The organism is Veronia pacifica (genome assembly GCF_001707825.1).
Lineage (GTDB): Bacteria > Pseudomonadota > Gammaproteobacteria > Enterobacterales > Vibrionaceae > Veronia > Veronia pacifica.
On record NZ_LYBM01000035.1, the window covers coordinates 1 to 26259 of the forward strand.

Here is a 26259-nt window from a genome sequence, read left to right on the forward strand (position 1 = left end):
CTTAAAGCGCCGAAGCGAATTAAGATGAAGGTTGCTGGGATACTATCTCTCGGTGGGCAGCTTGATCACAGCCTTGCTTTAATCCCCATTTTCAGTGCACAGAAACATATGGGTTTCGGAAATGCAGTGTCAGGCGTGGCGCTCAGAATGAAAGATCCGTTGAAGGCTCAGCAAGTGATGCGTGATTTTCGCTCACGGCTTACCCAATATGTGTATCTGAAAAGCTGGATTCAGGGCTTTGGTACTTTATATCGCGATATCCAGATGGTCAGAACCATTATGTATCTGGTAATGGTATTAGTGATCGGTGTTGCCAGTTTTAATATCGTATCGACTCTCATGATGTCGGTAAAAGACAGATCGTCAGAAATAGCCATCCTCCGAACCATGGGTGCAGAAGACAAGCTCATTCGCTCTATATTTGTCTGGCATGGGGCATTATCGGGTATTGCTGGCAGCCTTATCGGCTGTGGATTGGGTGCGTTTCTTGCGCTAAATCTGACTTCTGCCGTCAGTGCGCTGGAAAATCTAATAGGTCATAAATTCCTTTCTGGGGATATCTACTTTATTAATTTTCTCCCCACTGAGTTACATGCGATGGATCTATTGGTGGTGTCAATGACGGCTATCAGCCTGAGCTTGATTGCGACCTGGTATCCGTCAAGCAGAGCGTGCCAGTTGCATCCTGCGTCGGTGTTAAGTGCTAAATAGACTGGCGTGAATACCTAATGTTTTTGTTCAGGGGAACGCGTGACTGAAGTTGGTATTCGGTCGCTTTTTATCTCGACGGGATAGTTTCCGCATTGAAAGTCTAGATGTGAGTTGAATACTGATCGAAACACAAGCAGTGCTGAAAGCAGAAATACGTACTGATAGATAAAGAGACTAACGTTAGCGGAGTGAAAGGGCGGCGATGGGCGCAGTTCGGTATTCCGCTGTCACTGGTCTCTTTTTTCTTTAAGTTTGAGCCTCAGTCGAGGCTTGGCGAAACCTTTCTATTCACGTCCCTCAATATCGGATCCACAGCTTAGCTCTGTTGCTCTATCAAAATTACATATTCTAGGAAGTCACATTACTCTGTTAGGAGCACTTGTGGTGTTTAATGACTATTTTCTCATCACCTTTTCTTCTTCACATTTAGTTCACAAGCCGTTTGATAGATTACTTAGTACTTTCTTTTGCGGTCAAGCAAGGTGAAATTAACTGTTATCAAGATACGTCTAGTTATCTATAACATCATTTTTATCAATTCTGTGACCGTAATATTGAAGATTACCTTAATTGTTTTAAAAATAATGATTGGCTTTGAGAATGAATAATAATATGGGTTATATAAAAATGTACTAGAAGAAATTTATAGTATCTATAACCGTCGCTTTAATCATATTGGACATTATCTGGTATAACATTTGGGGACTAGAGCCGTATCAAGTGACACCAGAAGTTATTACTAATAGATATAGTTATCAAATCATTGATACAAATATGTAAATGGATAAAATATCAGAGAACGATTTTTATTTTATCTTTACCAGCTTTGATGGAGAAACAGTTATTAGTCGAATAAAATATATTAATTTTTATATAAAGTAGTGACCAAATTAAGCTACCAATTCTTATTGGTGTTCACGGGATGAGCCGAAGTAGAAATCTATGGTGGGATGACAGCTTTAAAGGATAGCAAACGTAGTGAAGGATGAAAAACTATGGTTCGTTACAGCTAATGATGATGAGTATGCGACAGTATCAGAAAATAAAGCGTCATTCGAAATGTTTGATACCGAGAATAAAAAACATATTAGCTTCGATAGTGGGAATATATTACCAGAATGCTACTATAAATATCTTTCGGGATGGTTTAAGAAGATTTAATAGATGAGAAATCGTCATTTATTTATCCCTTATTTGAAAACACTGGGGGGAAACATATTATTCTATTTGCTAGAACTTATCGCTGACACTATATTTATTCTTTATATTATCAATGAGATGATGTCTCTTCTTTATCAAATTAAAAATAGCATCCAATGATAGAGGTTTATTTACCATAACAGTTTCTTGTAATTATCTTATCTGTTATTAACAGTCTCTGGGATATGACTAACATATCTTATTAGTAGCAATATACGTATTATTTTTAAAGAGAATATTATTACGCGCTGAGTATTATCGCCTTTTATCAACGGGCACATAGGTGGCATAAAAATGTTTAGTTTTGCCAGGAGTTAACACTCAATTTTGGAATCCTAACTCCTGACGCATCAGAACCTATGAACTCTAGCTCGCGTTTTCGGATCGGCGGCGACGCTTTTTCCAACTTCTTACAACCGAGTATCTCCAGAGTGCCTGAATACCAAAGTAACCAGCAAGACCGAAAAAGACGCTACAAATTAAGCAACCCAGTAAGAAGGGAGGGCCAATATGTCCCATTTGGTTAAACAAAAACTCCCAGGTCAACTCAAAGTGGAATGGATATTCCGGCGTATTCAGGATCCACGCCCCAAGCAGATATACGAGATAAAACATGACTGGCATTGTCACTGGGTTACTGATCCAAACCAATGCAACGGAGAGTGGCAGATTAACACCAAACATAATAGCGGCGCCGGCGGCCATGATCATCTGTGTTGGGAGAGGAACGAAAGCCATAAAAAGGCCTACCGCAAAAGCGCCCGACGCAGAGCGTCGATTGAGGCACCAGAGATTTGGGTCATAAAGCAGGTTTCCAAATATCTTGAGTGCTTTTTGCTCCCTTATCACATCGTGTTTCGGGAGAAAGCGCTTTATCATATTTTTTGGCATAACTTAAATTTTGTCTCTACAAGGCTGAAAAGATGCTTTGGATCGCCGTAGGAGTCATTACGGCTGTTTTTGCTCATCGGTATTGGCCATATGTCCCTGATGGCACTGCGCTCTCCTTAGTCGTCATTGTGATATGTTTATATCTGCCGGGCAAATTCTCAAAATTTATCGCAGGCTTGATAATTGGTTCTGTGGTCACTGCTTATATAGTAGGCAACCACGTCGAAAAAATCCGCACCAGCACTGACGAGCGCAAGCATACTACCATAGTCGCTAAAGTTGGCAGTCTTTTTACAGCGGAAAACTTCTCAGTAAATAAGATTTTTGTTGTAAATCAGATTAATGATAAGGTTTTTAACGCTGTCAATGGTCCGACGGTCCGATTGTTTACTGACTTACCCTTTCAATTTAAGCAAGGAGAAAAATGGCAATTAACGGTCAAACTTCGGGAGCCTTTTGGTCGCCTTAATGAGGCTGGATTTGATACAGAGCTTTACTTTCTTGCTAATCATATCCATGCAAAAGGGTCGATTGTCGAGGCTGAGAAGATTGATGATACAGTCAGTTTAAGACAGTCTACCTATGATAAGTCCTACCCAATATTATCGACCATGCAGCATCAATCATTACTGACTGCCATGGCTTTCGGCAATCGGGACTTAATCACCCAAAATGAGTGGAATGTTCTTCGGGACAGCGGTATTGCACATCTTATTGCTATATCAGGGCTACATATTGGGCTGGCATACTGGTTTGGAACACTGTTGGGTAAGATAGTTCAAGGAACGGCTGGAGAAAAACCACGGTTAATTTGGTTTCCTCTCTGGGCTGGCGTCATCGTAGCAGCAACGTATACTTGGCTGTCCGGTTTTTCTATTCCTGCTGTCAGAGCGCTGACTGCCGTTGTGTGCTTTGTTCTTCTGCGTCGGATGAGTGTTAATCTCTCACCGGTATCCACCTTCATTTTCATTCTCGCTGCATGCCTGTTGATGGATCCTTTATCTGTTTACTCTATGAGTTTTTGGCTATCGTTTGGTGCAGTATTTGTGCTGTGTCTGACCGCATACTGTCCAAATCAATCTGACTCTAAAAGCCCGAAAAATTTAGCGAGTATCTATAGTGGCAAGTTAGCGGCGCTGTTTCGTATGCAAGTCTTGCTCACTGTGGGCATGGCTCCTATTGTTGTGTACTTTTTTCAAGGTATTTCACTCTATTCTTTGCCTATAAACCTTGTCGTGGTTCCTCTGGTAAGCTTATTGACAGTCCCGCTGACCTTGCTTGCTCTGATCACACTGCCGTTTCCGCCTCTCAGTGAGTTTTTATGGCAACTGGCAGATATCTCACTCAAACCGGTATGGGATCTTGCGAGTCTCGCCAGGGGAAATTGGTTGGAAGCACCCAACATAGAGGCGTCTTGGTTACTGTTGTTGGTATTATTGGTCAGTACGCTCTTATTTCTTCCTGTCCGAAACTGGCTGATTGTTATTTTAGTTATGACGGTGACCCTGATCGGTTGGCGTGAAAAAAGTCCGGATAAGGGACAATGGCGGTTAACCATGTTAGATGTTGGTCATGGCCTGGCCATCATTATTGAGAAAAATAAAAAAGCGATACTTTATGACACGGGTAACCGGTGGCGTCAGGGCAGTGTAGCGGAATCCATCATAGGGCCAGTGTTGGAGGGGAGAGGAATTGATTCGCTGGACGGTTTGATTTTGAGTCATGCGGATAGTGACCATGCTGGTGGGGCAGACTGGATTGAGCAGCGGTTCGCACCGAAATGGAAGCGCAGCAGTAGCAGAAAGAGGGATTATCTTCCTTGCATTGAGGGTGAAGAATGGCATTGGCAATCTTTAACCTTTAAGGTCATCTGGCCACCGAATGTATCATCAAGGGCAGGTAACAAGGATTCATGTGTTATTAAAGTATCAGATGGGATCTCCTCAATACTGTTAACTGGAGATGTCACTATTTCAGGCGAGAAGAAAATAATCGAAAAATACAACAACATTCAATCAGATATTATTACTGTTCCACATCATGGTAGTAAAACATCATCGTCAATTGCGTTTTTGAATCATATTGAGCCAGAGTTAGCGATAAACTCCTCAGCAAGATATTCGCCTTGGCGAATTCCTTCACCACTTATCATTGATCGATATAATAGTCAGGGAATAAGTTGGCTGGATACATCTCAATCAGGTCAAATCGATATTTACTATTCGACCTCAGGCTGGCAAGTCACAACGTTGCGAAATCAAAAGGCCCTTTTGGTATCGTGAGGCATTACTTTCGATGTCGAGTTACAGAAATTGGGCATTAAAGGGTAAATAAAAAGAGGAACAAAGTTAATCTGCTCCTCTTTTTGCAAGTGATAAAGTTAGAGCTGTTGCCAGAGTTCTTTTTGCGACACGAGGTCTGGCGTGAGCTTTATATATTTATTGTTATTCGGGCTGAGGAAATAAATAGGATCATTCACTTTCCTAACATCAAATCCATCATTTTTTAAACCAGACTTCTGATATTTAAATGTACTGGTTAATTGAACTTCATTAATAAATCTGACAAATACAGGTACTGCATAGGCTGGCATTAATGATGCTATGTGACGGTGGAACTTATCAAGGTCAAAGCGTTCTGCGGGAGTATCCTCACTGAGCTTTATCGCTGCCATTCCCGCTCTGCCATCACAATCTGGAACCTTTACGCCATAAACAATGGCATGCTCAATTGACTGTTCGCATCGATTGAATTCCATAATGCTACTTTCAACTTCAACGGTGCAGACATTTTCTGCTCGCCACCTAAAGGTGTCGCCCATTCTGTCCTCAAAGAAGATATGTCGAAAGCCCATCAGGTGAACCATATCCCCGGTATTAAAATAGGCATCGCCGTCCTTAAATACATCACGATAAATAGCCTTGTTGGTCTGCGTTTTTTCTGTGTAGCCGTCAAAAGGGTGTAGCTTTGTGATTTCGGCGAGTAGCAGGCCTTTATCACCGGGCTTCTGTTTGATCATCCGGCCTTTTGAATCGCGAACAGGAGCGTCTTCATCCGTATCATATTTAACAACAGCAAAGGGGTTAACGGATAAGCCGATCGTACCATCCAAGTTTAATGCATTGAAAAAGGCCGCATTTCCTTCACTGGACGCATAAAATTCACAGATTTGCTCAACACCGAAGCGGTCCTTAAATTCCATCCATATATCCCGCCGTAAACCGTTTCCGATCATTTTGGTCATCTTATGGTCTTTTTCGCCGCTATGAGGTTCCGCGTTAAGAAGAAACCGGCAAATCTCACCGACATATCCAAAAGCGGTGATATTGTTTTCTTTCACATCAGGCCAAAAACGTGAAAGGCTGAATTTTCGTCTTATCACTGCCTGTGCACCACCTGCGATAACGGATGTCATGCAAACAACCATGGCTGTCGCGTGATAAATCGGTAGCACGATGTAGAGACTGTCATCCTTTTTCAATCTGAGGCCACTCAAGCCAAACGCACAGTAGGCTTTAAGCCAACGGCCATGAGAAATCACCGATGCTTTTGGCATACCCGTGGTGCCAGACGTGTAGATGTAAAAGCATGCGTCTTTGGCGACGGTGGGGTCACTAATAACAGGCTCGCTTTCAGGGTTATCTGAACACAGCAAATCAAAGGCTGTTTTGCCTTGTTGTTCAATAGAAGGCGCGTTATCGCGTTCGCCACGGTACTCAATGTATTCTTGTGGGACATCTTGCAGCTTGTGTTGAACGTCTGAGATTGCCTCGATGAAGTGGTGATGGGCAATAATGATGTGTGGCTGAGCAAGGCCAACACAATGCGCAAGAGAGTCTTTCCTTAATGAGGTGTTAATAAGTGCGCTTATTGCACCAATCTTGCTCAATGCGTACGACATTGCCATTTGTTCCGTGCTGTTTTCCAGCATAAGAACGACTTTGTCGCCTTTCTTAATTCCACGCGCCTGAAATTGATGAGCCAGACGGTTTACCCAATTATTAAAATCCTGATAGCTGTGTTTGCTATATTCATCGCTGATAAATGGACGGGACTTTTGTTTTTTAACTTGTTTAACGAACAACTGAGTGTAATTAAATTCCTTATCACTCGGTGTCAGCCTTAGCCTTAATAGTGCCTCGATCAATTTGGGTGCATCGGGGATAATCGAGGGAACACGCTTTAGTATGTCAAAAATACTGAGCACGTCGGTATTTTTTGCCATGGCTTTTTTTCTCCTTGTATACCGTCAGTCCATTTCAGAAACGTGGCGAAATTCACGTAAGAAAAGCACTCTGAGCTCACCCGCTATTAACAGGAAGCTTGAGTATGTTGTTAATCTGTTAAACCAGCGGTCTAGCGCCACCTAGGCAATGAGTAAGTCATTAACATTAAGAATGCGAAGTATGTTCACATGAAGAGTAATGTGGTCTAACCTCAGCTGAAAATGTTGGATAAAATCCAAAATTTCTCTTTCTCACTGGAAATACCCAATTTCTCTATGAAATTTGCCCATTACTTCTAATATTTTTCATTAACTCTTTGCTGGTCATACCACTAAAGACTATATGGAAAAATTTGATTGAGCAATCAATGAACACATTCCGTTGTATCGGCTATGAGAATTTATTGAAGTAAAGGCTCGATAACACGAGGTTAAGGGTATGTTGCAACGTGTGGTGTTGGCTAATTAAAAAATATTCAGCATTGAGGGTGTTCATTAACACAACCCAATGGAAAAGAACTTTCTGTTGTTATTATGTTGCTCGTCACTGAGTCGGCATCTCACAAACTTTGGAATATTGCTCAGAGCAACTTGGCGATTCAAAAGTGATAAAAGCTCGAGTAATTTTCTGGGAAAACGAAAAGAATGGACAATGAACATTATTGACATGGTGTCTAAATTAATGTGTTTCCTTTTTAGATGACTTATTTCGATACATTAGATGTTGAAATAACCGTCGGGTAACTGAAAAGGAGGAAAATGCTCATATCAAAACACTAAAAATTTGTTTGTTTTCTCTGCACTTCTGGAGTGAAATTTCAGCAAATATTTCTTGATAAGTCAGGATCAATGAAGATGTTTGGTAAGGTTGCACTATAAAGAGTAGAATGCCCGCACTTGCACTCGCACTAACCTAACTGAAACGAATGACAAAATACCAAGATAGATCGACGTGGGATACCTTTAAGCAACTCTGGCCAACGGTTGCTAACTACAAAGCAGGTCTGATTGTTGCAGTAATTGCGCTGATACTAAATGCGGCCTGTGATGTCATGATGACTGCGATGTTACAGCCCCTGTTGGATAATGGGTTTATTCAGGGGGGTAAAACCGCAGCTGTAGAAGCATCTGCCAATCAAGCCAGTTCCTCCTTACCTAATGTTGGTGGGCTAAGTGATTTCAACCTGAGCGGTATATTTACCCAGGCATCGTTGACAGATATCGCCACCTTTATTGTTGTCCTTATTGTCTTACGCGGATTTTCAAGCTTTGCTTCAACCTATTGTCTGTCGTGGGTTTCGGGTAAGGTCGTCATGGTCATGCGACGCCGATTGTTCAATCATTTTATGAAAATGCCTGTTGGCTTTTTCGACAAAGAGTCTTCGGGAGAGTTACTGTCGAGAATTACTTACGACTCTGAGCAAGTATCAGCGGCAACCAGTAATGCATTGATCAACCTCGTCCGTGAAGGGGCGAACATCATCTTTTTGATGACCCTCATGTTCTGGACCAGCTGGCAGCTATCCGCCATTCTTTTAGTTATTGCACCTATCGTTGCGGTGGCTATAGGCGTTGTGTCTAAACGTTTCCGTCGTATTTCATCGAATATGCAAGAAGCAATGGGCTCAGTGACCTCCTCTGCGGAACAAATGCTGAAGGGACATAAAGTCGTTCTTAGCTTTGGTGGACAGGTTGTTGAGAAAGCTCGGTTCGACAAAGTCAGCAACCAAATGCGGCAACAAACGATGAAGCTGGTATCAACGCAGGCAATTGCCAACCCGGTGATCCAGTTAATCGCCTCAATGGCTCTGGTTGTTGTACTTGTTATGGCTGGTAGTGAATCACTTCAGGGATCACTGACCCCGGGTAGTTTCGCGGTGGTATTCGGTGCCATGTTTGGTTTAATGCGACCGCTAAAAGCGTTGACTGAAGTAACGTCTCTCTTTCAGCGGGGCATGGCAGCGTGCAACAGCCTGTTTGAACTGATGGACATGGAAACAGAAAAAGACAAGGGCACGCACTCAGTCGACTCAGTGCGCGGTGAAGTCGCAGTGAAAAATGTTGTTTTCACCTATCCGACGAAAGATACACCAGCACTCAAGAATGTCAGCTTCGACTTACCTGCAGGACAAACCTTGGCGTTAGTGGGACGATCAGGATCAGGAAAGAGCACCATTGCTAATCTGCTGACCCGTTTTTACGATATTTCCAGTGGCGATATACAGCTCGACGGTGTGAATATTGAGCAGTACACGCTAAAAAATCTCCGAGAGCACGTGGCAATTGTTTCTCAAAATGTTCACCTTTTTAATGACACCATCGCCAATAACATTGCCTACGCTGCGAGGGTAAATTTACCCGTGAGCAGATAGAGCATGCTGCCGATCTTGCTTACGCCAAAGACTTCATTAATAAAATGGAGCATGGATTCGACACCGTGATCGGTGAAAATGGCGTCAGTTTATCAGGTGGTCAAAGGCAACGACTGGCGATAGCCCGTGCGTTACTTAGAAATGCGCCAGTGCTTATTCTTGATGAGGCTACCTCCGCACTGGATACTGAATCTGAACGCGCTATCCAAGCAGCCCTAGATGAACTTCAAAAAGATAAGACGGTTCTGGTTATCGCTCACAGGCTGTCTACCATTGAAAATGCCGATCAAATTCTGGTGGTTGAAGAAGGCGAGATTGTTGAACGTGGTGATCACGCATCTCTGATTGCACTTGATGGAGCATACGCCCAACTGCACCGCATTCAATTTGGAGAGTAAACGCGTTGGCGGGATTGGTTGAAAAAATCTGGTTTGATAACCATCCACTTGGCTGGCTGCTATCCCCCATGCTTTGGCCACTGAGTAAAGTATTCTCACTTGTTGCCAACAAACGGAGACAAGATTTTCTCCGTGGTGATTCAGATTGTTATCATGCGCCAGTACCCGTGGTGGTGGTCGGTAATATTACTGTCGGCGGCAATGGTAAGACGCCTGTTGTGGTCTGGCTGGTGGAACAACTGAAAGCAAAGGGACTGAAACCGGGCGTAGTGTCCCGAGGATATGGAGGTAAAGCGCCGCATTATCCGTATGTCCTTGAGCAATCTTCAACGGCGGAAGAGGCGGGCGATGAACCTGTCCTCATCGCCAGAAGAACAGGTGTACCTGTTGCTGTTTCTCCTGTGAGAGGCGATGCTGTTAAAGCTTTGCTGCCTAAGGGCGTCGATGTGATTGTTACCGATGATGGGTTACAACACTATCGGTTAGACAGAGATATTGAATTGGCCGTGGTTGACGGCAACCGACGTTTTGGCAATGAACAGATAATGCCGATGGGTCCATTGCGCGAGCCTGTCTCACGTTTGTCCGAGGTTGATTTTGTTATCTGCAACGGCGGTGTCGCAGGTGACAACGAAATAGCGATGACGTTGAAGCCATCACTCGCTGTTAATCTCGCTACCGCTGAGACCAAATCAGTGGCCGAACTTAGCCAGCAGGTTGCCATGGCGGGAATCGGGCACCCTGAGCGATTCTTCAACACCTTACGAAAGTTAGGCAGTCAGCTCGATAGTGTGCATGGCTTTACCGACCACAAGGCGTTTGATATGAGTGCGCTGTGTACGCTGACCATAGGCAATCAGCAGCTTATTATGACTGAGAAAGATGCGGTAAAATGCCAGTCATACGCCAGAGAAAACAATATAGCGCATTGGTGGTATTTACCCGTCGATGCAGAGCTACCCGATCAGATGGCAGAGACCATCATAAACAAAGTATTGAGAGTGAAGGAAAAATATGGATCACCGACTGCATGAGATACTGGCTTGCCCAATTTGTAAGGGTAAGTTGAAGTATAACAAGGAAACTAAAGAGCTGATTTGTAAGTTTGACCGTCTCGCTTATCCAGTCCGTGATGGTATTCCGGTACTACTCTCTGAAGAAGCCAGAGAGATGACGTCAGAAGAGGTAGAAAAATGAATTTTACCGTCGTGATCCCAGCCCGTTATGATTCGAGTCGCTTGCCCGGCAAGCACTGGCGGATATTGGCGGAAAGCCAATGGTGCAATGGGTTTACGAACAGTCTGTAAAATCTGGCGCAACGCGGGTGATTGTTGCCACTGACGACCAGAGAATCGTTGATGCCGTGGAGGCTTTTGGTGGAGAGGCCTGCATGACAAGTGCAGACCATCAGTCTGGCACAGAGCGACTGGCTGAAGTCATTGAGGTTTTTCAGTTGGCAGACGATGAATTGATTATCAATGTGCAGGGTGATGAGCCCTTGATTCCGCCTGCTGTAATTCGTCAGGTGGCAGAGAATCTCAGTCAAAGTAAAGCGCCAATGGCGACGCTGGCTATCAACATCGACCACAAAGATGAGGTGTTTAACCCGAATGTCGTCAAGGTAGTGACAGACAAAGAGGGTTATGCGATTTACTTCAGCCGTGCCACCATCCCTTGGGATCGCAATAACTTCTCCAAAGATCCGATCGAAGTACACAATGATCTTAAGCGTCATATTGGTATTTATGGCTATCGCGCTGGGTTTATTGGCAAGTACATCGGTTGGGAGCCAAGCCCAATTGAACGCATTGAGAGCTTAGAGCAACTGCGTGTTCTCTGGTATGGAGAAAAAATCCACGTCGATGTGGCCATCGAGGTTCCACCACCTGGTGTTGATACGCCAGAAGATCTTGAAAACGTACGTCAGCTATTAGCTTGATTCCTTCTCTCAAAAGAGAAGTGGGCTGGAGTTTTTAAGCCAAATAAAAAAGGAAGCTGAGGCTTCCTTTTTTCGTGTCACTCAAATTTTCTGAGGTTAAGACAATCGAAAACTTCCGAAGCCACTCAAGCCTACCATGAAAAGCACAACCTAATTAACAGACACCTTGGTCGGGATAGTCTCTGGCGTCTCTTCGATAGTGGTGATGTAATTCCTCAGTCTTTGCCAAAGTTGCCCCAACTTCTCATGCCAGTATTTCTCAAACTGCTCCAGATACTGTGCACGCGGTGAATATTTTATCCACGGCTGTTTGATTTCCTTCTGAGCCAGAAAATTAGTTGGCGCCGGAATTGGGTTCAGGCCTGCACTTCGAAAATCATACATAGCGCGCTCCATATGATTGGCAGACGTGACAAGCACCAGGTTACTGTCGCCAACTACCGAGGCGGCCTGCATGGCTTCCTCCCAGGTATCTTTGGCTGTTTCAAGCAGCATGATTTTGTTTTTATTGACGCCTAAAGCTATGGCAACCCGCGCAAGTGCCCGGGCATGACTGACTTCATAGCCGCCGTCATAACCGGAGAGAATCATCTCTGAATTCGGGTACATACGATGAATACGTATACCCTCAGCAAGGCGCATCAGGGCAGTACGAGACAGCTCAGACGTTGGAGGTATCGAATCATCAACCACATGGCTGTGTCCAAGTACCATCACGAAATCAACCGGAGTATCTGTGGGTAGGAAACCTGAGTATTTTCTCTCCTGTGGCAGTAATAATGAAGAGGTCAATGGCTGAAAAGATGCCAGTGCAATCCCTGCCAGTGAGAGGAAAACCAGAAATGTGCCCGCACCACGTCGGTTGGTAAACCAACAAAGAAAAAGTCCCAAAAAGCCAATAATAAGCAAGGCGGGTAGCGGCATGAGCAGTGTACTAATAAGTTTTTTTATTTCAAACATGCAATGTGGCCGAAATGTAGTCAAACGGAGGGCATTTGCTGCATCAAACCTTTATTAACGGCTGGCTTGTGAGAAAATAGAAGTCCCTTTCCTGATAATGATAACGAAGCCATTGTGACTGAGGATAGAAATTTCGACGACATCGCCCACAAATTTGTCAAAAACATTTACGGATCGGGCAAAGGTGAGATTCGACAAGCTGTTGTTTGGCAGGATATTGAACAAATTCTTGATGTTTTAGACGACAGCAAGCCCTTGAATGTGCTTGATGCTGGTGGCGGCGTCGGTCAGTTATCTCAGTTAATCGCAAAAGAAGGGCACAAGGTCACATTATGCGACCTTTCGACAGAGATGCTTGAGCTTGCTAGAACTCAGATCACAGAAAATGGCTTGATGGATCAGTATCGTCTCGTACATTGTGCGGTTCAGGACATAAAACAGCACATTGCTCAGCCTGCTGAGCTGGTGTTGTTCCACGCTGTAATGGAATGGCTCAGCGATCCCAAATCGGCGCTGGAGATTTTGTTGGATCAGGTAGCCCCCGGTGGTGTTGCCTCGGTCATGTTTTATAACCAGAACGGATTACTGTTCAAAAACCTGATATGTGGAAATCTGAAACATGTTGAAGAGGGTATGCCGCATCGCAAGCGTTTTAAATTGCAGCCTCAGCAGGGATTAAATCCCGAGGAGGTCTATCAGTGGATAGAGCAGGCTGGTTTTAACATTTTGGGTAAGAGCGGCGTTCGGACCTTTCACGACTACATGCGTGATACCCGGACGGGCGACTTCACTTTTGAACAGGTACTGGCAATGGAGCAAAAGCTCTGCCGTCAGGAACCTTTTGTCTCTCTGGGGCGATATATCCATGTCTGGGCACAAAAACCCAAGAGCTGACAGCAACATATTATAAGTATTACAACAAGGTAAACGGATGAGTGAATACTCTCAGACCGTTCCTGAGTTGGTTGGTTGGGTAAAACAGCATGATTTTTCCCTCAACCTGCCGCCGGAACGGCTGGCTTTTCTTCTCGCTATTGCTGCCCTCAGTGGTGACAAATTTGATGAGGAGTTGGGCGAGGGGGAGCTGGTAGATGCATTTCGCATTGTCAGCGACCACTTTGGCCAAAGCAAAGAAACAATCGCCTTCAGGGCAAACAACACAATCAATGATATGGTTCGCAGCCGCCTCTTGAGTCGTTTTACCAGTGAAATGACTGAAGGCGCGAGCATTTATCGTCTTACACCGCTTGCACTGGGGATCAGCGATTACTATTCCCGTCACCGCGAATACAGCTCACTCAAGTTGTCTGTGCAGCTATCTATGGTGGCTGGTGAGATCAACAAAGCGCTGGATGCGGCCAGTGAGGACGGCGATGCCGATTTCTGGTACCGCAATGTCTACAGCGTGCTGAAATTTTCGGTTGCCGAGATATTTGATCGTATCGACCTCAATCAGCGAGTGATGGACGAGCAGCAACAGAAAGTGAAAGAGGATATTGCCGAACTGCTTAATCAGGATTGGCAAGCGGCGATCGCTAACTGTGAACAGCTGCTGAATGAAACCTCAAGCACGTTGCGCGAATTACAGGACACGCTGCAGTCGGCGGGCGATCAACTTCAGAGCCAGCTTCTCAACATTCAGGAATATACCTATCCACGGGACGACCTCGATTTTGTAGACGCCATGATCCATAGCCTGCAATCCAAGCTGGATCGCATCATAAACTGGGGTCAACAAGCCATCGATCTCTGGATTGGTTACGACCGGCACGTGCATAAGTTCATCCGTAATGCCATTGATATGGATAAGAACCGTGCGTTCAGCCAGCGTCTGCGACAGTCCGTCACAGATTATTTCGACAATCCATGGTTGCTGACGTATGCCGATGCCGAACGTCTTCTCGACATGCGTGATGAGGCACTGGTGCTCAGAGATGATGAAGTGACCGGTGAAATGCCTGCAGAGGTGGAATTCGAAGAATTAAGTCTGGTCAACGACCAATTGAGCGATCAGATCGCCGAGATGCTCTCACGTCACCGTGCAAACGGTGGAGTGATTGATTTGGGCACCTTATTGAAAAACTATTTGGCTCAGCATCCACAGGCCCGCCATTTTGACTTGGCGAGAATTGTGATTAATCAGGCAGTGCGAATGGGATATTCGCAATCAGATCTGAACGCTATTCAGCCTGACTGGAAAGAAATCAACGAATACGGAGCCAGGGTACAAGCAAATGTCATTGATAAATATTGAAGAACACCTGCCGGAAGAATTGGCGAAAGCTCTTGCCAACCCATTATTCCCGGCACTTGACAGTGTGTTGCGCGCTGGCCGCCATATTGCCAGTGAGGACATGGATAACCATGCCTATTTAGTCGAATTTGAAACCGCGCTTGCACGATTTTACCAAAGATATAACACCGAACTGGTGCGCGCCCCGGAAGGGTTTTTTTACCTCAGGCCTCGTTCAACGGCATTGATTGGTCGCAGCGTGTTATCAGAATTGGACATGTTAGTGGGAAAAGTCTTGTGCTTTCTCTACCTCAGCCCAGAGCGGTTGGCACAGGAAGGCATCTTTTCCACGCAGGAGTTGTTTGATGAACTGCTGACACTTGCTGATGAGAAAAAACTGATGAAGCTGGTGACAAATCGGGCGATAGGCTCAGATCTGGATCGCGGCAAGTTATACGACAAAGTGAAAACCTCACTGCGTCGCCTTCGCCGTATCGGGATGATTATTCCAGTGGGCGATAACGGTAAATTCCGAGTCAGCGAAGCCACATTCCGGTTTGGCGCAGATGTCAGAGTCGGTGACGATGCCAAAGAAGCGCAGCTTCGTCTGATCCGAGACGGTGAAGCTGTGGTCCATTCACAGGAACACGCTCAGGGCAGCCTGCTTGATAATGCAGAACAAGAAGAACACGTGGGAGATGAGGCATGATACAACGCGGTAAATACCAATCGTTGACCATGGTTAACTGGAACGGCTTTTTTGCCCGAACCTTTGATATCGACAGCCTGGTCACGACACTTTCCGGCGGTAATGGCGCGGGTAAATCCACCACAATGGCGGCGTTTATCACGTCTCTCATCCCTGACCAGACGTTGCTTCACTTCCGGAATACCACAGAGGCGGGCAGTTCAAGCTCGTCTGCAGATAAGGGTTTACACGGTAAGCTGAAACCCGGTGCCTGTTATGCGGCATTGGAAGTGATTAATTCACGTAATCAGCGTCTGCTGTTTGCTGTTCGGCTCCAACAAGTGGCGGGCCGTGATAAAAAAGTAGATATCAAACCCTTCATTATTCAAGGTTTACCTAGCCATGTTAAACCGACTGATGTACTGATTGAGAATATTTCAGATTCACAGGTCAGGATCCGTCAAATCAACGAAGTGAAAGAAGCGGTGACACAATACGACACGGCTCACTTCAAAGCGTTTAACTCGGTCACTGAGTACCACGCCCAAATGTTCGATTTGGGTGCACTGCCGAAAAAACTGCGTTCGCAAAGCGATCGCTCAAAGTTCTACCGCTTGATTGAAGCCTCGCTTTATGGCGGGATCTCCAGTGCGATCACCAAGTCATTGCGTGACTACCTGCTGCCACAAAATGGCGGGGTGAAAAAAGCGTTTCAGGATATGGAAGTGGCATTGCGTGAAAACCGCATGACCATGGAAGCCATCAAACTGACCCAACGCGACCGCGACCTGTTTAAGCACCTGATCAGCGAAGCAACGAATTATGTTGCTTCTGATTATATGCGTCATGCTAACGAGCGCCGCAAGAAACTCGAACTTGCCCTTAAATACCGTGGCGAAGTCATGGGCTCTCGTCTTCAACTCGATGATAAACGGCACTCAGCGGGTGTGATGGCCGACGAACTTGAAGGTTTGACCGACAACCAGTCGCACCTTGAGCAAGATCATCAGGCGGCTTCAGATCACCTGCAGCTGGTGCAGACGGCGGTGAGGCAACAGGAGAAAGTCGAACGCTACCAGGACGACCTTGAAGAACTGGCCGAACGCCTCGAAGAGCAGATGATGGTGGTAGAAGAAGCCACCGAGCAATTGACTGTTGCGGAAGAGCAGGTCACTCACGCTGAAGAGGAGGTGGATAGCCTCAAAACTCAGCTGGCCGATTACCAACAGGCGTTAGATGTTCAGCAAACCCGTGCGCTTCAGTATCAGCAAGCTGTGCAGGCACTGGAAAAAGCCCGTGCGTTGACCAACAACAGCGCGCTCAGTCAGGACAATGCTGCTGCGCAATTGCAGGAAACAAAGGCTGAAGAAGAATCCCTGACTTCATCTGTCCTGAGCCTGAAACATCGCCTCGATTTATCCTCTGCTGCCGTTGAGCAGTTTGATAAAGGATTGGCTCTGGTTCGCCGAGTGGCCGGGGAAGTGTCACGTGAGGAAGCGGGCAGTAAGGCCCGTGAATTGGTGGCAACTCATCGTGAATTTACCATGCTGGCGTCAAATGCCGAACAGCTCAAAGCTCAACATCGCGATCTTGAACGTCAGGTAAGAAGCCTTAAACAGGCTCAGGAACTTGCTGACAGCTTTAAGCGCAGCCATGCGGTGGATGTTCGCAGTGAAGCGGATATTGAAGCTGAACAAGAAAACCTCGACGCGCGTCTCGAGCAAATAGAAGAAACCCTATCTGGTAAACAAGATAAAAGCCGTGAATTGCAACGCAATGAGAAAGACATTGTGGCTAATATTCAGGCATTGGAGAGCCGGGCTCCTGCGTGGATCCATGCAAACGAGGCACTGGAAAAACTGAGTGAGCAGACAGAGACTGAGCTCTATGACAGCCGTTCGGTACTGGATACCATGCAGTCTGTGAGTGCTCAGGAGCGTGAAGTAACGGTCGAACGGGACCGTCTTTCAGCAGAAAAGTCGGCACTGGAAGCTGAGATTGAGCGTCTTGGTCAGCCGGGAGGCAGCGACGATGCGCGCCTCAAATCTCTTGCTGATACGCTGGGTGGCACCCTGTTATCTGAAATTTATGACGATATCACGCTTGATGACGCGCCTTACTTCAGTGCGCTTTACGGCCCAGCTCGCCACGCGATTGTGGTGCCTGATCTGAAAGGGATCAAAGAAAAACTGGTTGATATCGACGATTGCCCCGATGATCTTTACGTCATTGAAGGTGAGGCTGACGGTTTTGATGACAGCGTGTTTGATTCTGACGAGCTGGAGGGAGCGGTTTGTGTTCATTTGAATGATCGCCAGCTTCGTTATTCCCGCTTCCCCAAAGTGCCATTGTTTGGTCGAGCTGCCCGTGAACATCGTCTCGACAGTTTACGCGAAAAGCGTGAAGAGCTGGTTGAGAGCTATGCCAAGGCATCGTTTGATGCACAAAAGCTACATCGTTTGACGCATAGCTTTAACGCATTTGTCTCAACCCATCTGCATGTGGCGTTTGAGCCAGATCCAGAGGCGGCGCTGAAAAAAGCACACGAAAAACGCAGTCAGCTGCAACGTGAACTGACTAAAACCACCGAAGAGCGTAAACAACTCGAAAGCCAACTGAGGTCAGTGAAAGAGGGCATTAGCCAGCTTCATAAGCTGCAGCCAATGGTGGGCTTACTGGAAGATGACACTCTGTCTGATCGTCTCGAAGAAGTCACTGCGCGTCTGGCTCAGGCAGATGACGCGCGTCATTTTGTCCGCGAACATGGTAAAGCACTCACCGCATTGGAAGGACTGGTTTCCACGCTGGATAGAGATCCGGAGCAGTTTGATGCGTTGAAAGCTGACTATCAACACGCCGACAGCAAGCTGCAAGGGTTGAAGAAGCAGGTGTTTGCGCTGGCTGACTTGGTTGAGCGTCTTAATCACTTCGCTTATGCCGATGCGGTTGAGCTGCTCAATCAGAGCAGTGAACTCAGTGAGCAGCTCAAGAAAAAGCTTGAGGATGCGGAACGTGTGCGTACCCGCGCCCGTGATGATGTGAAGCAGGTCAGACAGCAAACCAATCAATACAATCAGTTGTTGATCACTCTGAAAACATCACATCAGGCCAAACAGGAAACCATCACTGAATTTAAACGTGAGTTGGCAGAGCTTGGTGTACGTGCGGATGCCGATGCTGAAGAACGGGCACGCCTGCGTCGTGATGAGCTCATGATGCAACTGCAGCAGTCGCGCAGCGCAAGAGTGAACTGGAAAAGGGACTGACCTCGCTGGAACTTGAAATGAAGTCTCTGGTGAAAAGCCTCAAAAAGGCAGGCAAAGAATATGCGGAAGTGCGTAAATTTGTTGTTAATGCCAAAGCAGGCTGGGTTGAGGTACTGAAAATTGCCCGTGACAGTGAGGTTGAAAAGCAGCTAAACCGTCGTGAAATGGCGTATATGTCTGCAGAGGAACTGCGTTCATTATCCGATAAATCACTGGGCGCATTGCGTCTTGCGGTAGCGGATAATGAAACACTGCGTGATGCACTGCGAGCGTCCGAAGATACCGCGCATCCAGAGCGTAAAGTGTTGTTTTATGTCGCTGTCTACACCCATCTGCGTGAGCGTATTCGCCACGATATCATTCGCACCGATGATCCGGTTGAAGCGATTGAAGAAATGGAAGTAGAGCTTGCCCGTTTGACCGAAGAACTGGCGCAGCGTGAGAAGCGACTGGCGATTAGCTCTGAGTCAGTGGCGAATATTATCCGCAAGACCATTCAGCGCGAGCAAAACCGGATCCGTATGCTCAACCAGGGTTTGCAGAACATTTCGTTCGGTCAGGTGAAAGGCGTCCGCCTCAATGTCACTATCCGTGAAAGTCATGCCAAGCTGCTTAGCGGTCTGGCAGAACAGGCTGATCAGCATCAGGATTTGTTTGGCAACAACCGTCTGACCTTCTCAGAAGCGATGGCAAAACTGTTCCAGCGACTCAACATGCATATTGATATGGGGCAACGCTCGCCACAAACCATGGGTGAAGAACTGCTGGATTACCGTAACTACCTTGAGCTGGGTATTGAAGTTAACCGCGGCACCGATGGCTGGTTACGTGCAGAGTCTGGCGCGTTGTCTACGGGTGAGGCGATTGGTACTGGTCAGGCGATTCTGCTGATGGTTGTTCAAAGCTGGGAAGAAGAATCCAGACGTCTGCGTGGTAAAGATGTGGTGCCGTGTCGTCTGTTGTTCCTTGATGAGGCAGCCCGACTGGATGCCAAATCAATCTCAACCCTGTTTGAGCTCTGTCATCGTCTCGATATGCAATTGTTGATTGCTGCACCGGAAAATATCAGCCCAGAGCAGGGAACCACCTATAAGTTGGTACGTAAGATATTTAATGACAGGGAGCATGTTCATGTGGTCGGTTTAAGAGGATTTGGGGAATTAAAAGATACCCCTGAAATCGCCGAAGCACTGGAAGCTGCCAGCGAAATATAGTCAATTCTCTGATGATATCGCTCATTGTAAGCCTTCCTTCGGGGAGGCTTTTTTTCAGCATAATAGCCTTGTAACCTATTTATCTCAGCCTAATGAGGCTCGGTGAGTGCTGGTATTTAAATGGTTTTAAATCAGGGTAATGTGCGCGAAAAAAGGCAGCCGCGATGGCTGCCTTTTCATCATTCCGACGGCAAAAGAACCGCCAGAGAACGGGTAGTTGTTGTCCGGTTAAAAGCAATTAAAAATCAGTAGCTGTTCCAGTTAACGTTGACCTTTTCACCCGCCGCTTTACGGTTACGGTTTGAGCGAGGCTTTGCGGCTTGTGAACCGTTTGATGTTGGTTTTGGTTTACGCGTTCTTTGTTGTGATTCACCGCTATTTTGGCGATTGGCAGTGTTAGCTTTTGAACCTTGTCGACGGCTATTTCCACTGCGCGAATCAACTTCATTGCCACGACTTTCTGTCTGACTTCTATTACCCCGGTTTGACGCTGTTGCCGCCTTAGCAGGTGCAGGTTTTCTTCGACGACGAGGAGTACTGGATTCACTGTTGTTGGAGCTTTGCTGTGTGACGCCTGAGCTTGCTTTTTTCGGTTTCTTTGGCTTTTTCGGTTTGATCGGACGAGTATCCAGCTTGGAAACGGGCAGGGTATTTGTCGGTTTAAAACCTTCCAGTTCGACGCGATCAAGCACTTGTTGGATTAAACGCTCAATACCGAACAAATCAGCGGCTTCATCAGCACACACCAGTGAAATGGCTTTACCGACTTCTCCGGCACGGCCGGTACGGCCAATACGGTGAACGTAATCTTCTGAAACGTTTGGTAAGTCAAAGTTCACGACTTGTGGCAACTGAGGTATATCAATACCACGGGCGGCAATATCGGTGGCAACCAGTACTCTTACTTCACCAGATTTGAAATCAGCCAGTGCTTTGGTACGTGCTCCCTGACTTTTGTTGCCGTGGATGGGCGCGGCAGTAATGCCTTCCTCATTAAGGAAACGGGACAGTTTGTTGGCACCGTGTTTGGTACGGCTGAATACCAGTACCTGCTTCCAGTCGCCATCCTGAATCAGTTTGGACAACATGGCAGGTTTTTTCTTTTTATCTGCCGGATAAATACATTGCTCAACGGTGCGTGCTGTTGAATTTGCAGGGTTGACTGAAATCTCAACTGGATTATTTACCAAACCGCGCGCCAATTCTCGGATCTCATCAGAAAAAGTGGCCGAAAATAGGAGGTTTTGACGCTGTTTCGGCAGTAGGTCGAGGATCTTTTTAATGTCGCGATAGAAACCCATGTCCAGCATACGGTCGGCTTCGTCCAGAACCAGTGTCTCAAGCTGAGAAAACTTCACAGCATTTTGCTGGTAGAGGTCGAGCAGACGCCCAGGTGTAGCAACCAGAATATCGGTTCCTTTGCGGAGTGCCATCATTTGTGGATTGATTTTTACCCCACCGAATACCACCGTTGAACGCACATTGGTATAGCGGCTGTACCCTTTTGCATTATCCAGAATTTGCGCAGCCAGCTCTCTTGTCGGCGTTAGAATCAAAGCACGGATATGGTTGGCTCTGGCTCGTTTGCCTGAATCCAGTCTGTCGAGAAGGGGTAACGTAAATCCTGCGGTTTTACCTGTGCCGGTCTGTGCTGCCGCCATGACATCCTTACCTTCCAATACGGCAGGAATCGCTTTTGCCTGAATAGGGGAGGGAGTGTCATACCCCTTTTCCTGTACAGCGCGAAGAATAGGTGAAGAAAGACCCAGCGAGGTAAAACCCATATATTTATTACTCAGTAAGATGGTGCCCGGAAAAGGGGCAGAAACGGCGGGTTCATTGAACCAGCAAATGATAAGGCGCTCATTGTGGGGCTTTTAGTGTGTTACATCAATCAATATCTGTTATTTAGGCGAAATTTCCACAAATACAATGTGTTCATAATCGCGGACAATTATCGCTAAATTGTTGTCATTTTAGGCAGTATACAATAAAAACAGACACAGCTTTCTATGTTGAAATATTTACTGCTGTTGCACAAAATATGTGCGCAGGGTACGAAGTCGATGTCATGAACGGAAAGCGGCTCATTGGTCTTTTGCGTTATGAGCCGCTGACTGAATGGATACTAGCTGACAGGTGATCCTTGCCAGATTCGCTCACATTCGGCACTGGCGTCTTTGGGCAGAGGTTCCTCAAACAACCATCGCAGTGGAGTGACCACTGGGCTGGTGGTAAAGCGCACCGTGGTTTTCAGGATCTCAGTCCATGGAACGCTGAGGCTGAAGTCTTCAAATTTGCCGTTAATGGATACTGGCGTTTGCAAACCAAATATCTGCGCATGTTTTGATAACGGTGTCAGGCTGAGGTCAAAAGCTCTGTCTTTATAGTTTGCCGAGAAGTCGCCAATAACATGAATACGCGAGGTATCCATGATCATCTCACGTTGCTTCATTTTGCCATGGTCGATATCTAACCCAGCCGCAACACAGTTTAATTGCGAGGGATCGTTATCAGTGAAGTTTGGAATGATGGCATCGGTGAGGCTCACTGCCCATAAGTCGATAAGATGCGCGTCAAACGCTTTTGGCCAGGCAGAAAACCCAACAAATCCGGTGGCGTTTTGCATAAGGCTGTCAGGGTTATTGGCGAGACTTTTCAGTGTGAAACGGGTACTCAAGGTGCCATACATTTCAGTCTCAGGATCAATATGGCGGGCAATCACACCGTAATCAAAGTTCTTCACATTACCTTTTAAATTAATGTCGAACATTTTTCCTTTGGCAGCGATGTCGCCTTCTACATGAATCAATCCACCGGGGATTTGCACATTGAGCGGGCTGAGTGTCAGTAGGCCGTCCTTGAGCGTCCAGTAGAGCTTGCCTGCTCCCAGCCAGTCTTTACCAGAGCGGACCTCATTGACATCCAGCTTAAAGTTGGCGTCGGCGATCAAGAGACCTTCAGGGCTGACGACAGGGATAGGTTTGTCTTTCGCGTCACCACTTGCTTTTTTATCTGTTATATCTGAAGTGACACCTGCCTTGGTTTCAGCTTTTTTACCTTCCGCCTCTGAGGTCTTTTTCTCTGGTATCCATGCTGACCAGTGCGGGATATTAAAATCATCCAGCTGAATAAAGGGAGCGGAAAATGCCAACTCCAACTTAGGTCGCGTTAGCTGATTAGTAGCCTGTGGGGGGATCACATTGCCATGACCTGTCAATTTGCTGCTGCCAACACTGACAATCAGGTCCTGCAGGCGATAGCCGACCTCATCCATGGTCATTGAGGCTGAGAGATTGATCGGTCCATATGGTGGCAGATCCGCACCTGTGAAGCGGTTGAATCGGTCCAGACTCGGTGTGTCGGCTGCTACCTTAACTGTCATGGTCTTCAAGTCGAGCGGTACCACAACATCTGACCGCGCGGTAAAGTGCGTGTCACCCAGGCTGACTGCCATTGTCAGCGGAACTTTGCTGCGGCCATCATTGGCTTGTCTTAGCGACAGTGAATCTAACGTTACCTCAACGGGCAATCCCGAGGCAGTCCCTGTCATCTTTAGGTGTGTTGCTGTATCAGGCCCGGTGACAAAGCTGCCACTGTTCAAATACACATCGATGGCTTTCCCTGTGTAGATATCGGCAACCTTCAGTACGCCGCCATTAAAGCGAGTATCGACCTTGGCTTGCTCCATCAGTTCGAGTACCGTCCTGCCGGAGAGGGACAAAGCGAGGCTGGCGCTGCGAAGTTGCATTTTAAGATTGTCGGCAAGGTTAAGCTGTTGCAGTACCGCACCTATGTTTGGCTCGTTGACTGACAGGTTGAGCCCGGCGCTGATTTTCTGGTCACTCAGGCCAAGGCTGATATCACCCTTGTATTGGCTACCCGCATAGCTTGCCGAGAATGGAGCCTTACTCAGTTGTCCTCTACGAACCTTGCCTTTAAAAGAGAGGTTATCGAGGGACTGTTCACCCCAACGCATTTCATCAACTTTGAGGTCGAGGTTTGCATCTGCAATTACAATGCTGTCTGGCAGAAGAGGAACATCAAGGTTAACGCCTTGTGTCGGTGCAGTCTGCTCAACTTGTGGCAACTCATCATCATTGACAAACTGACCAAACTGAGTGAAATCAAGTCGGGTAAAATGACTGGTAAATTCGAGTAGGGGAGACGGTGTGTCCTGATGCCAGACAATGTTGGCAGTGCCTACTGTATTCATGAGTTTAAGCGACGGTAAATCAAACGCGATAGCACCCGGACGATAGTTTAGCTTGCCTTTTAAGTCGATTGCGCCGCTGATTGATGCATGAGTGCCTAGCCATGGACTTAGCTTGCTGGCATCTTTACTGGTGATATTGAGGTTAAACCAGCTTCCCGGTTGCCACTCAGTACCAGCAAGCATACCACTGGCGTCAACGTGGAGTACTGGGCTGTTAAACTGAATCTGCGTTTGCCAGTCTCTTTTTTGCAGAATATCTTCGAGGGTACCTGCTTTTGCGCTTACGGTGACGGGGATGCCCATCAGCTGTCCACGAATGTCAGACTGGAAAGGCAGCAGCATACCCGCTTTTAATTCCGCTTTACTGATGGCAAATGTGGCTTTACTACCCCAGTCAACATCGGCTGAATCCACCTCAAGGTTGAGGGTGCTGTTGTCTATCCACTCTTTGAGTTTTGTGCCTTCCGTGGTCACGGCCAGTTCGGCTTTTTTCAGGCTGCCATGGGCATTTGGGATGCCCGTGATCCAACCCGCCATTTCACCCAGTTGGGAATCTTTGGCACCAAGACGGATATCGACTGTTGATGTCCAGTCAGTTGCATCAATGTTGGCATGACCCCGGAAAGGCACGTCGGCAATGTCTGCCGTCATAGGGGCGGTCAGCTTGCCTTGTTTGCCTTCAATGTTGAGCGAGATGTTACTGACATTGGTGCCAAGTCCCTTAATCTCACCAATACCGAGTTTGACGTCAGTTGATGTTTTTTCAAGCCACTGCTCGAGTGCCATTTGCAACGGTGATTTCTGCGGCGCTGCATTGGCATAGCCCACCATTTCAGGCACCTCTTCCGGTTGCAGCCAAGGCCGTAAATCAACCAGAGGTATATTTAGGCGACCCGAGATTAGGTTAATGTCATCTGGCGTTTGTGCCAGTTTTACATCAAGAAAGCCATCACCGTGTGTCACCGGACTGTTTATGGTGAGATCAGAGATTGAAAAGCCTTTTTCAGACGCTTTTAGTGACGCTTTCATGGCCATTGGGGCAGCATACTTTGCATCCAGCCCAAGGTGATATTCCAAAGCTGTGGTATCAAGCCAGTTGAAGTCAAGAGAGGCGGTCGATGTGCCTTTTGAAGGAGGAATGATATTGGCGTCAATATTGAGCTCGGCACCAGCAAATTGGCCCTGAATATCGAGTTTTCCTGTTTGTTCATTTAGCAGCTTTTCAAGTTCACCCTTCAATACCAGCTGATACATCTCACCCATAACGCTGCCTTGAGTTTCCAACAGCCAGTTGTCAGGCTTGGTAAGAGACAGTGACTCTAGCTGCCAGTCAAAGCCTTGGTAGCTCGTTTGGTCGAGATAGGAAAGAGAGATTTGCTCGGCAGAAATGGAATCACTGAGCTTTATTTTCATGGCTGGTGACTCATTTGATGAGTCTGGCGTTTTATCCTCTTGCTTGTCGTTCATGCCTGCCAGCATCCAGTTGGGTTTCCCCTCCGGATCGATCTGCGGATTGAGCTGAATATTTTTCAGGTCAAGGTGCTTAATACTGAGTGTATTTTCAAAAAGTGGCGCAATTTCAACTTTCGCTGCGATTTTAGCTGCCGAAAAGAAAGGCATGTATGCGTTAGGGTCAGTATCCGCAATTTCTATATCACCCAGCAGCACCTCTGGTGACCAAGACAGTGTCAGCGTCATATCACCATTGATGGCGGTCGGTCTCTTAAGCGTGTTTGTCAGCCAGTGATTAATGTCTTGTCGATAAGGGGCGAGATGGATACTGGGGCCTATGCTAAGGACGGCAACGACAATCAAGATGAGAGTCAAAAAGGTGATCAACAGCCACTTAGCGATCGAGACCGCTAACCCGTTTTTTTTAGTTGGTACTGTTTGGCCAGCACTGTCCGGAGATTCAGTTGGGTTCATGAGAATTTGCGTATTGTTAG

12 protein-coding genes and 3 pseudogenes are annotated in these 26259 nt (G+C 46.6%); 10 read left to right on the top strand and 5 right to left on the bottom strand.

Annotated features, from left to right (window positions below; translation table 11 throughout):
- Window positions 1–711: FtsX-like permease family protein (locus tag A8L45_RS16780; protein ID WP_139122406.1), on the top strand; the 711-nt coding region annotated here is incomplete at its 5' end.
- 1566 nt (window positions 712–2277) lie between these two features.
- Here the strand turns inward: A8L45_RS16780 and A8L45_RS16790 are convergent.
- A complete protein-coding gene (locus A8L45_RS16790) occupies window positions 2278–2802 on the bottom strand; it encodes a DUF2062 domain-containing protein (RefSeq protein WP_068904383.1) in 525 nt (174 codons plus the stop codon).
- Window positions 2803–2834: 32 nt separating this feature from the next.
- On the opposite strand from A8L45_RS16790, the gene A8L45_RS16795 reads away from it, so the two are divergent.
- Complete coding sequence (locus tag A8L45_RS16795) at window positions 2835–5084, top strand: DNA internalization-related competence protein ComEC/Rec2 (RefSeq protein WP_083228386.1); 2250 nt, start codon at window positions 2835–2837, stop codon at window positions 5082–5084.
- A gap of 98 nt (window positions 5085–5182) precedes the next feature.
- Here the strand turns inward: A8L45_RS16795 and A8L45_RS16800 are convergent, their stop codons facing one another.
- Window positions 5183–7027, bottom strand: a complete 1845-nt coding sequence (locus tag A8L45_RS16800) for a long-chain-acyl-CoA synthetase (protein ID WP_068904385.1) — start codon at window positions 7025–7027, stop codon at window positions 5183–5185.
- 926 nt (window positions 7028–7953) lie between these two features.
- On the opposite strand from A8L45_RS16800, the pseudogene msbA reads away from it, so the two are divergent.
- From msbA to kdsB, 4 genes and pseudogenes are all read left to right on the top strand, one after another.
- Window positions 7954–9797 (top strand): annotated as a pseudogene (msbA, locus tag A8L45_RS16805) (lipid A ABC transporter ATP-binding protein/permease MsbA).
- A 14-nt stretch (window positions 9798–9811) separates the two neighbouring features.
- Window positions 9812–10831, top strand: coding sequence for a tetraacyldisaccharide 4'-kinase (lpxK, locus tag A8L45_RS16810; protein WP_175402011.1), 1020 nt, complete (start codon window positions 9812–9814; stop codon window positions 10829–10831).
- Window positions 10812–10994 (top strand): Trm112 family protein, encoded by a 183-nt coding sequence (locus A8L45_RS16815; protein WP_068904389.1) that lies wholly within the window; start codon window positions 10812–10814, stop codon window positions 10992–10994. The genes lpxK and A8L45_RS16815 overlap by 20 nt, the downstream gene beginning before the upstream one ends.
- Window positions 10991–11736: pseudogene (kdsB, locus tag A8L45_RS16820) on the top strand (3-deoxy-manno-octulosonate cytidylyltransferase). Before A8L45_RS16815 ends, kdsB begins: the two are co-directional and overlap by 4 nt.
- Window positions 11737–11886: 150 nt before the next feature.
- Here the strand turns inward: kdsB and elyC are convergent.
- The gene (gene elyC, locus A8L45_RS16825; RefSeq protein WP_068904392.1) at window positions 11887–12696 is read right to left on the bottom strand and encodes an envelope biogenesis factor ElyC; all 810 of its coding nucleotides are present in this window, start codon (window positions 12694–12696) and stop codon (window positions 11887–11889) included.
- A gap of 114 nt (window positions 12697–12810) precedes the next feature.
- Here elyC and cmoM point away from each other — a divergent pair, with 114 nt between their 5' ends.
- From cmoM to mukB, 4 genes and pseudogenes are all read left to right on the top strand, one after another.
- Window positions 12811–13590 (top strand): tRNA uridine 5-oxyacetic acid(34) methyltransferase CmoM, encoded by a 780-nt coding sequence (gene cmoM / locus A8L45_RS16830; protein WP_068904394.1) that lies wholly within the window; start codon window positions 12811–12813, stop codon window positions 13588–13590.
- A 37-nt stretch (window positions 13591–13627) separates the two neighbouring features.
- Window positions 13628–14950, top strand: coding sequence for a chromosome partition protein MukF (gene mukF, locus A8L45_RS16835; protein ID WP_068904396.1), 1323 nt, complete (start codon window positions 13628–13630; stop codon window positions 14948–14950).
- Window positions 14931–15638, top strand: a complete 708-nt coding sequence (gene mukE / locus A8L45_RS16840) for a chromosome partition protein MukE (RefSeq protein ID WP_068904398.1) — start codon at window positions 14931–14933, stop codon at window positions 15636–15638. The genes mukF and mukE overlap by 20 nt, the downstream gene beginning before the upstream one ends.
- Window positions 15635–20097 (top strand): annotated as a pseudogene (gene mukB, locus A8L45_RS16845) (chromosome partition protein MukB). Before mukE ends, mukB begins: the two are co-directional and overlap by 4 nt.
- A 245-nt stretch (window positions 20098–20342) precedes the next feature.
- Here the strand turns inward: mukB and A8L45_RS16850 are convergent.
- Window positions 20343–21881 carry a DEAD/DEAH box helicase gene (locus A8L45_RS16850; protein WP_068904400.1) on the bottom strand — a complete coding sequence of 513 codons (1539 nt, stop codon included), beginning with the start codon at window positions 21879–21881 and terminating at the stop codon, window positions 20343–20345.
- 344 nt (window positions 21882–22225) lie between these two features.
- Window positions 22226–26239, bottom strand: a complete 4014-nt coding sequence (locus A8L45_RS16855) for an AsmA family protein (RefSeq protein ID WP_068904402.1) — start codon at window positions 26237–26239, stop codon at window positions 22226–22228.
- Window positions 26240–26259: the final 20 nt, after the last annotated feature.

Bases quoted from the DNA above. Each gene is read 5' to 3' on its own strand.
- elyC (WP_068904392.1), bottom strand. From the start codon at position 12,696: ATGTTTGAAATAAAAAAACTTATTAGTACACTGCTCATGCCGCTACCC.
- mukF (WP_068904396.1), top strand. From the start codon at position 13,628: ATGAGTGAATACTCTCAGACCGTTCCTGAGTTGGTTGGTTGGGTAAAA.
- A8L45_RS16795 (WP_083228386.1), top strand. From the start codon at position 2,835: ATGCTTTGGATCGCCGTAGGAGTCATTACGGCTGTTTTTGCTCATCGG.
- A8L45_RS16815 (WP_068904389.1), top strand. From the start codon at position 10,812: ATGGATCACCGACTGCATGAGATACTGGCTTGCCCAATTTGTAAGGGT.
- A8L45_RS16855 (WP_068904402.1), bottom strand. From the start codon at position 26,239: ATGAACCCAACTGAATCTCCGGACAGTGCTGGCCAAACAGTACCAACT.
- mukE (WP_068904398.1), top strand. From the start codon at position 14,931: ATGTCATTGATAAATATTGAAGAACACCTGCCGGAAGAATTGGCGAAA.
- A8L45_RS16850 (WP_068904400.1), bottom strand. From the start codon at position 21,881: ATGGGTTTTACCTCGCTGGGTCTTTCTTCACCTATTCTTCGCGCTGTA.
- A8L45_RS16800 (WP_068904385.1), bottom strand. From the start codon at position 7,027: ATGGCAAAAAATACCGACGTGCTCAGTATTTTTGACATACTAAAGCGT.
- A8L45_RS16790 (WP_068904383.1), bottom strand. From the start codon at position 2,802: ATGCCAAAAAATATGATAAAGCGCTTTCTCCCGAAACACGATGTGATA.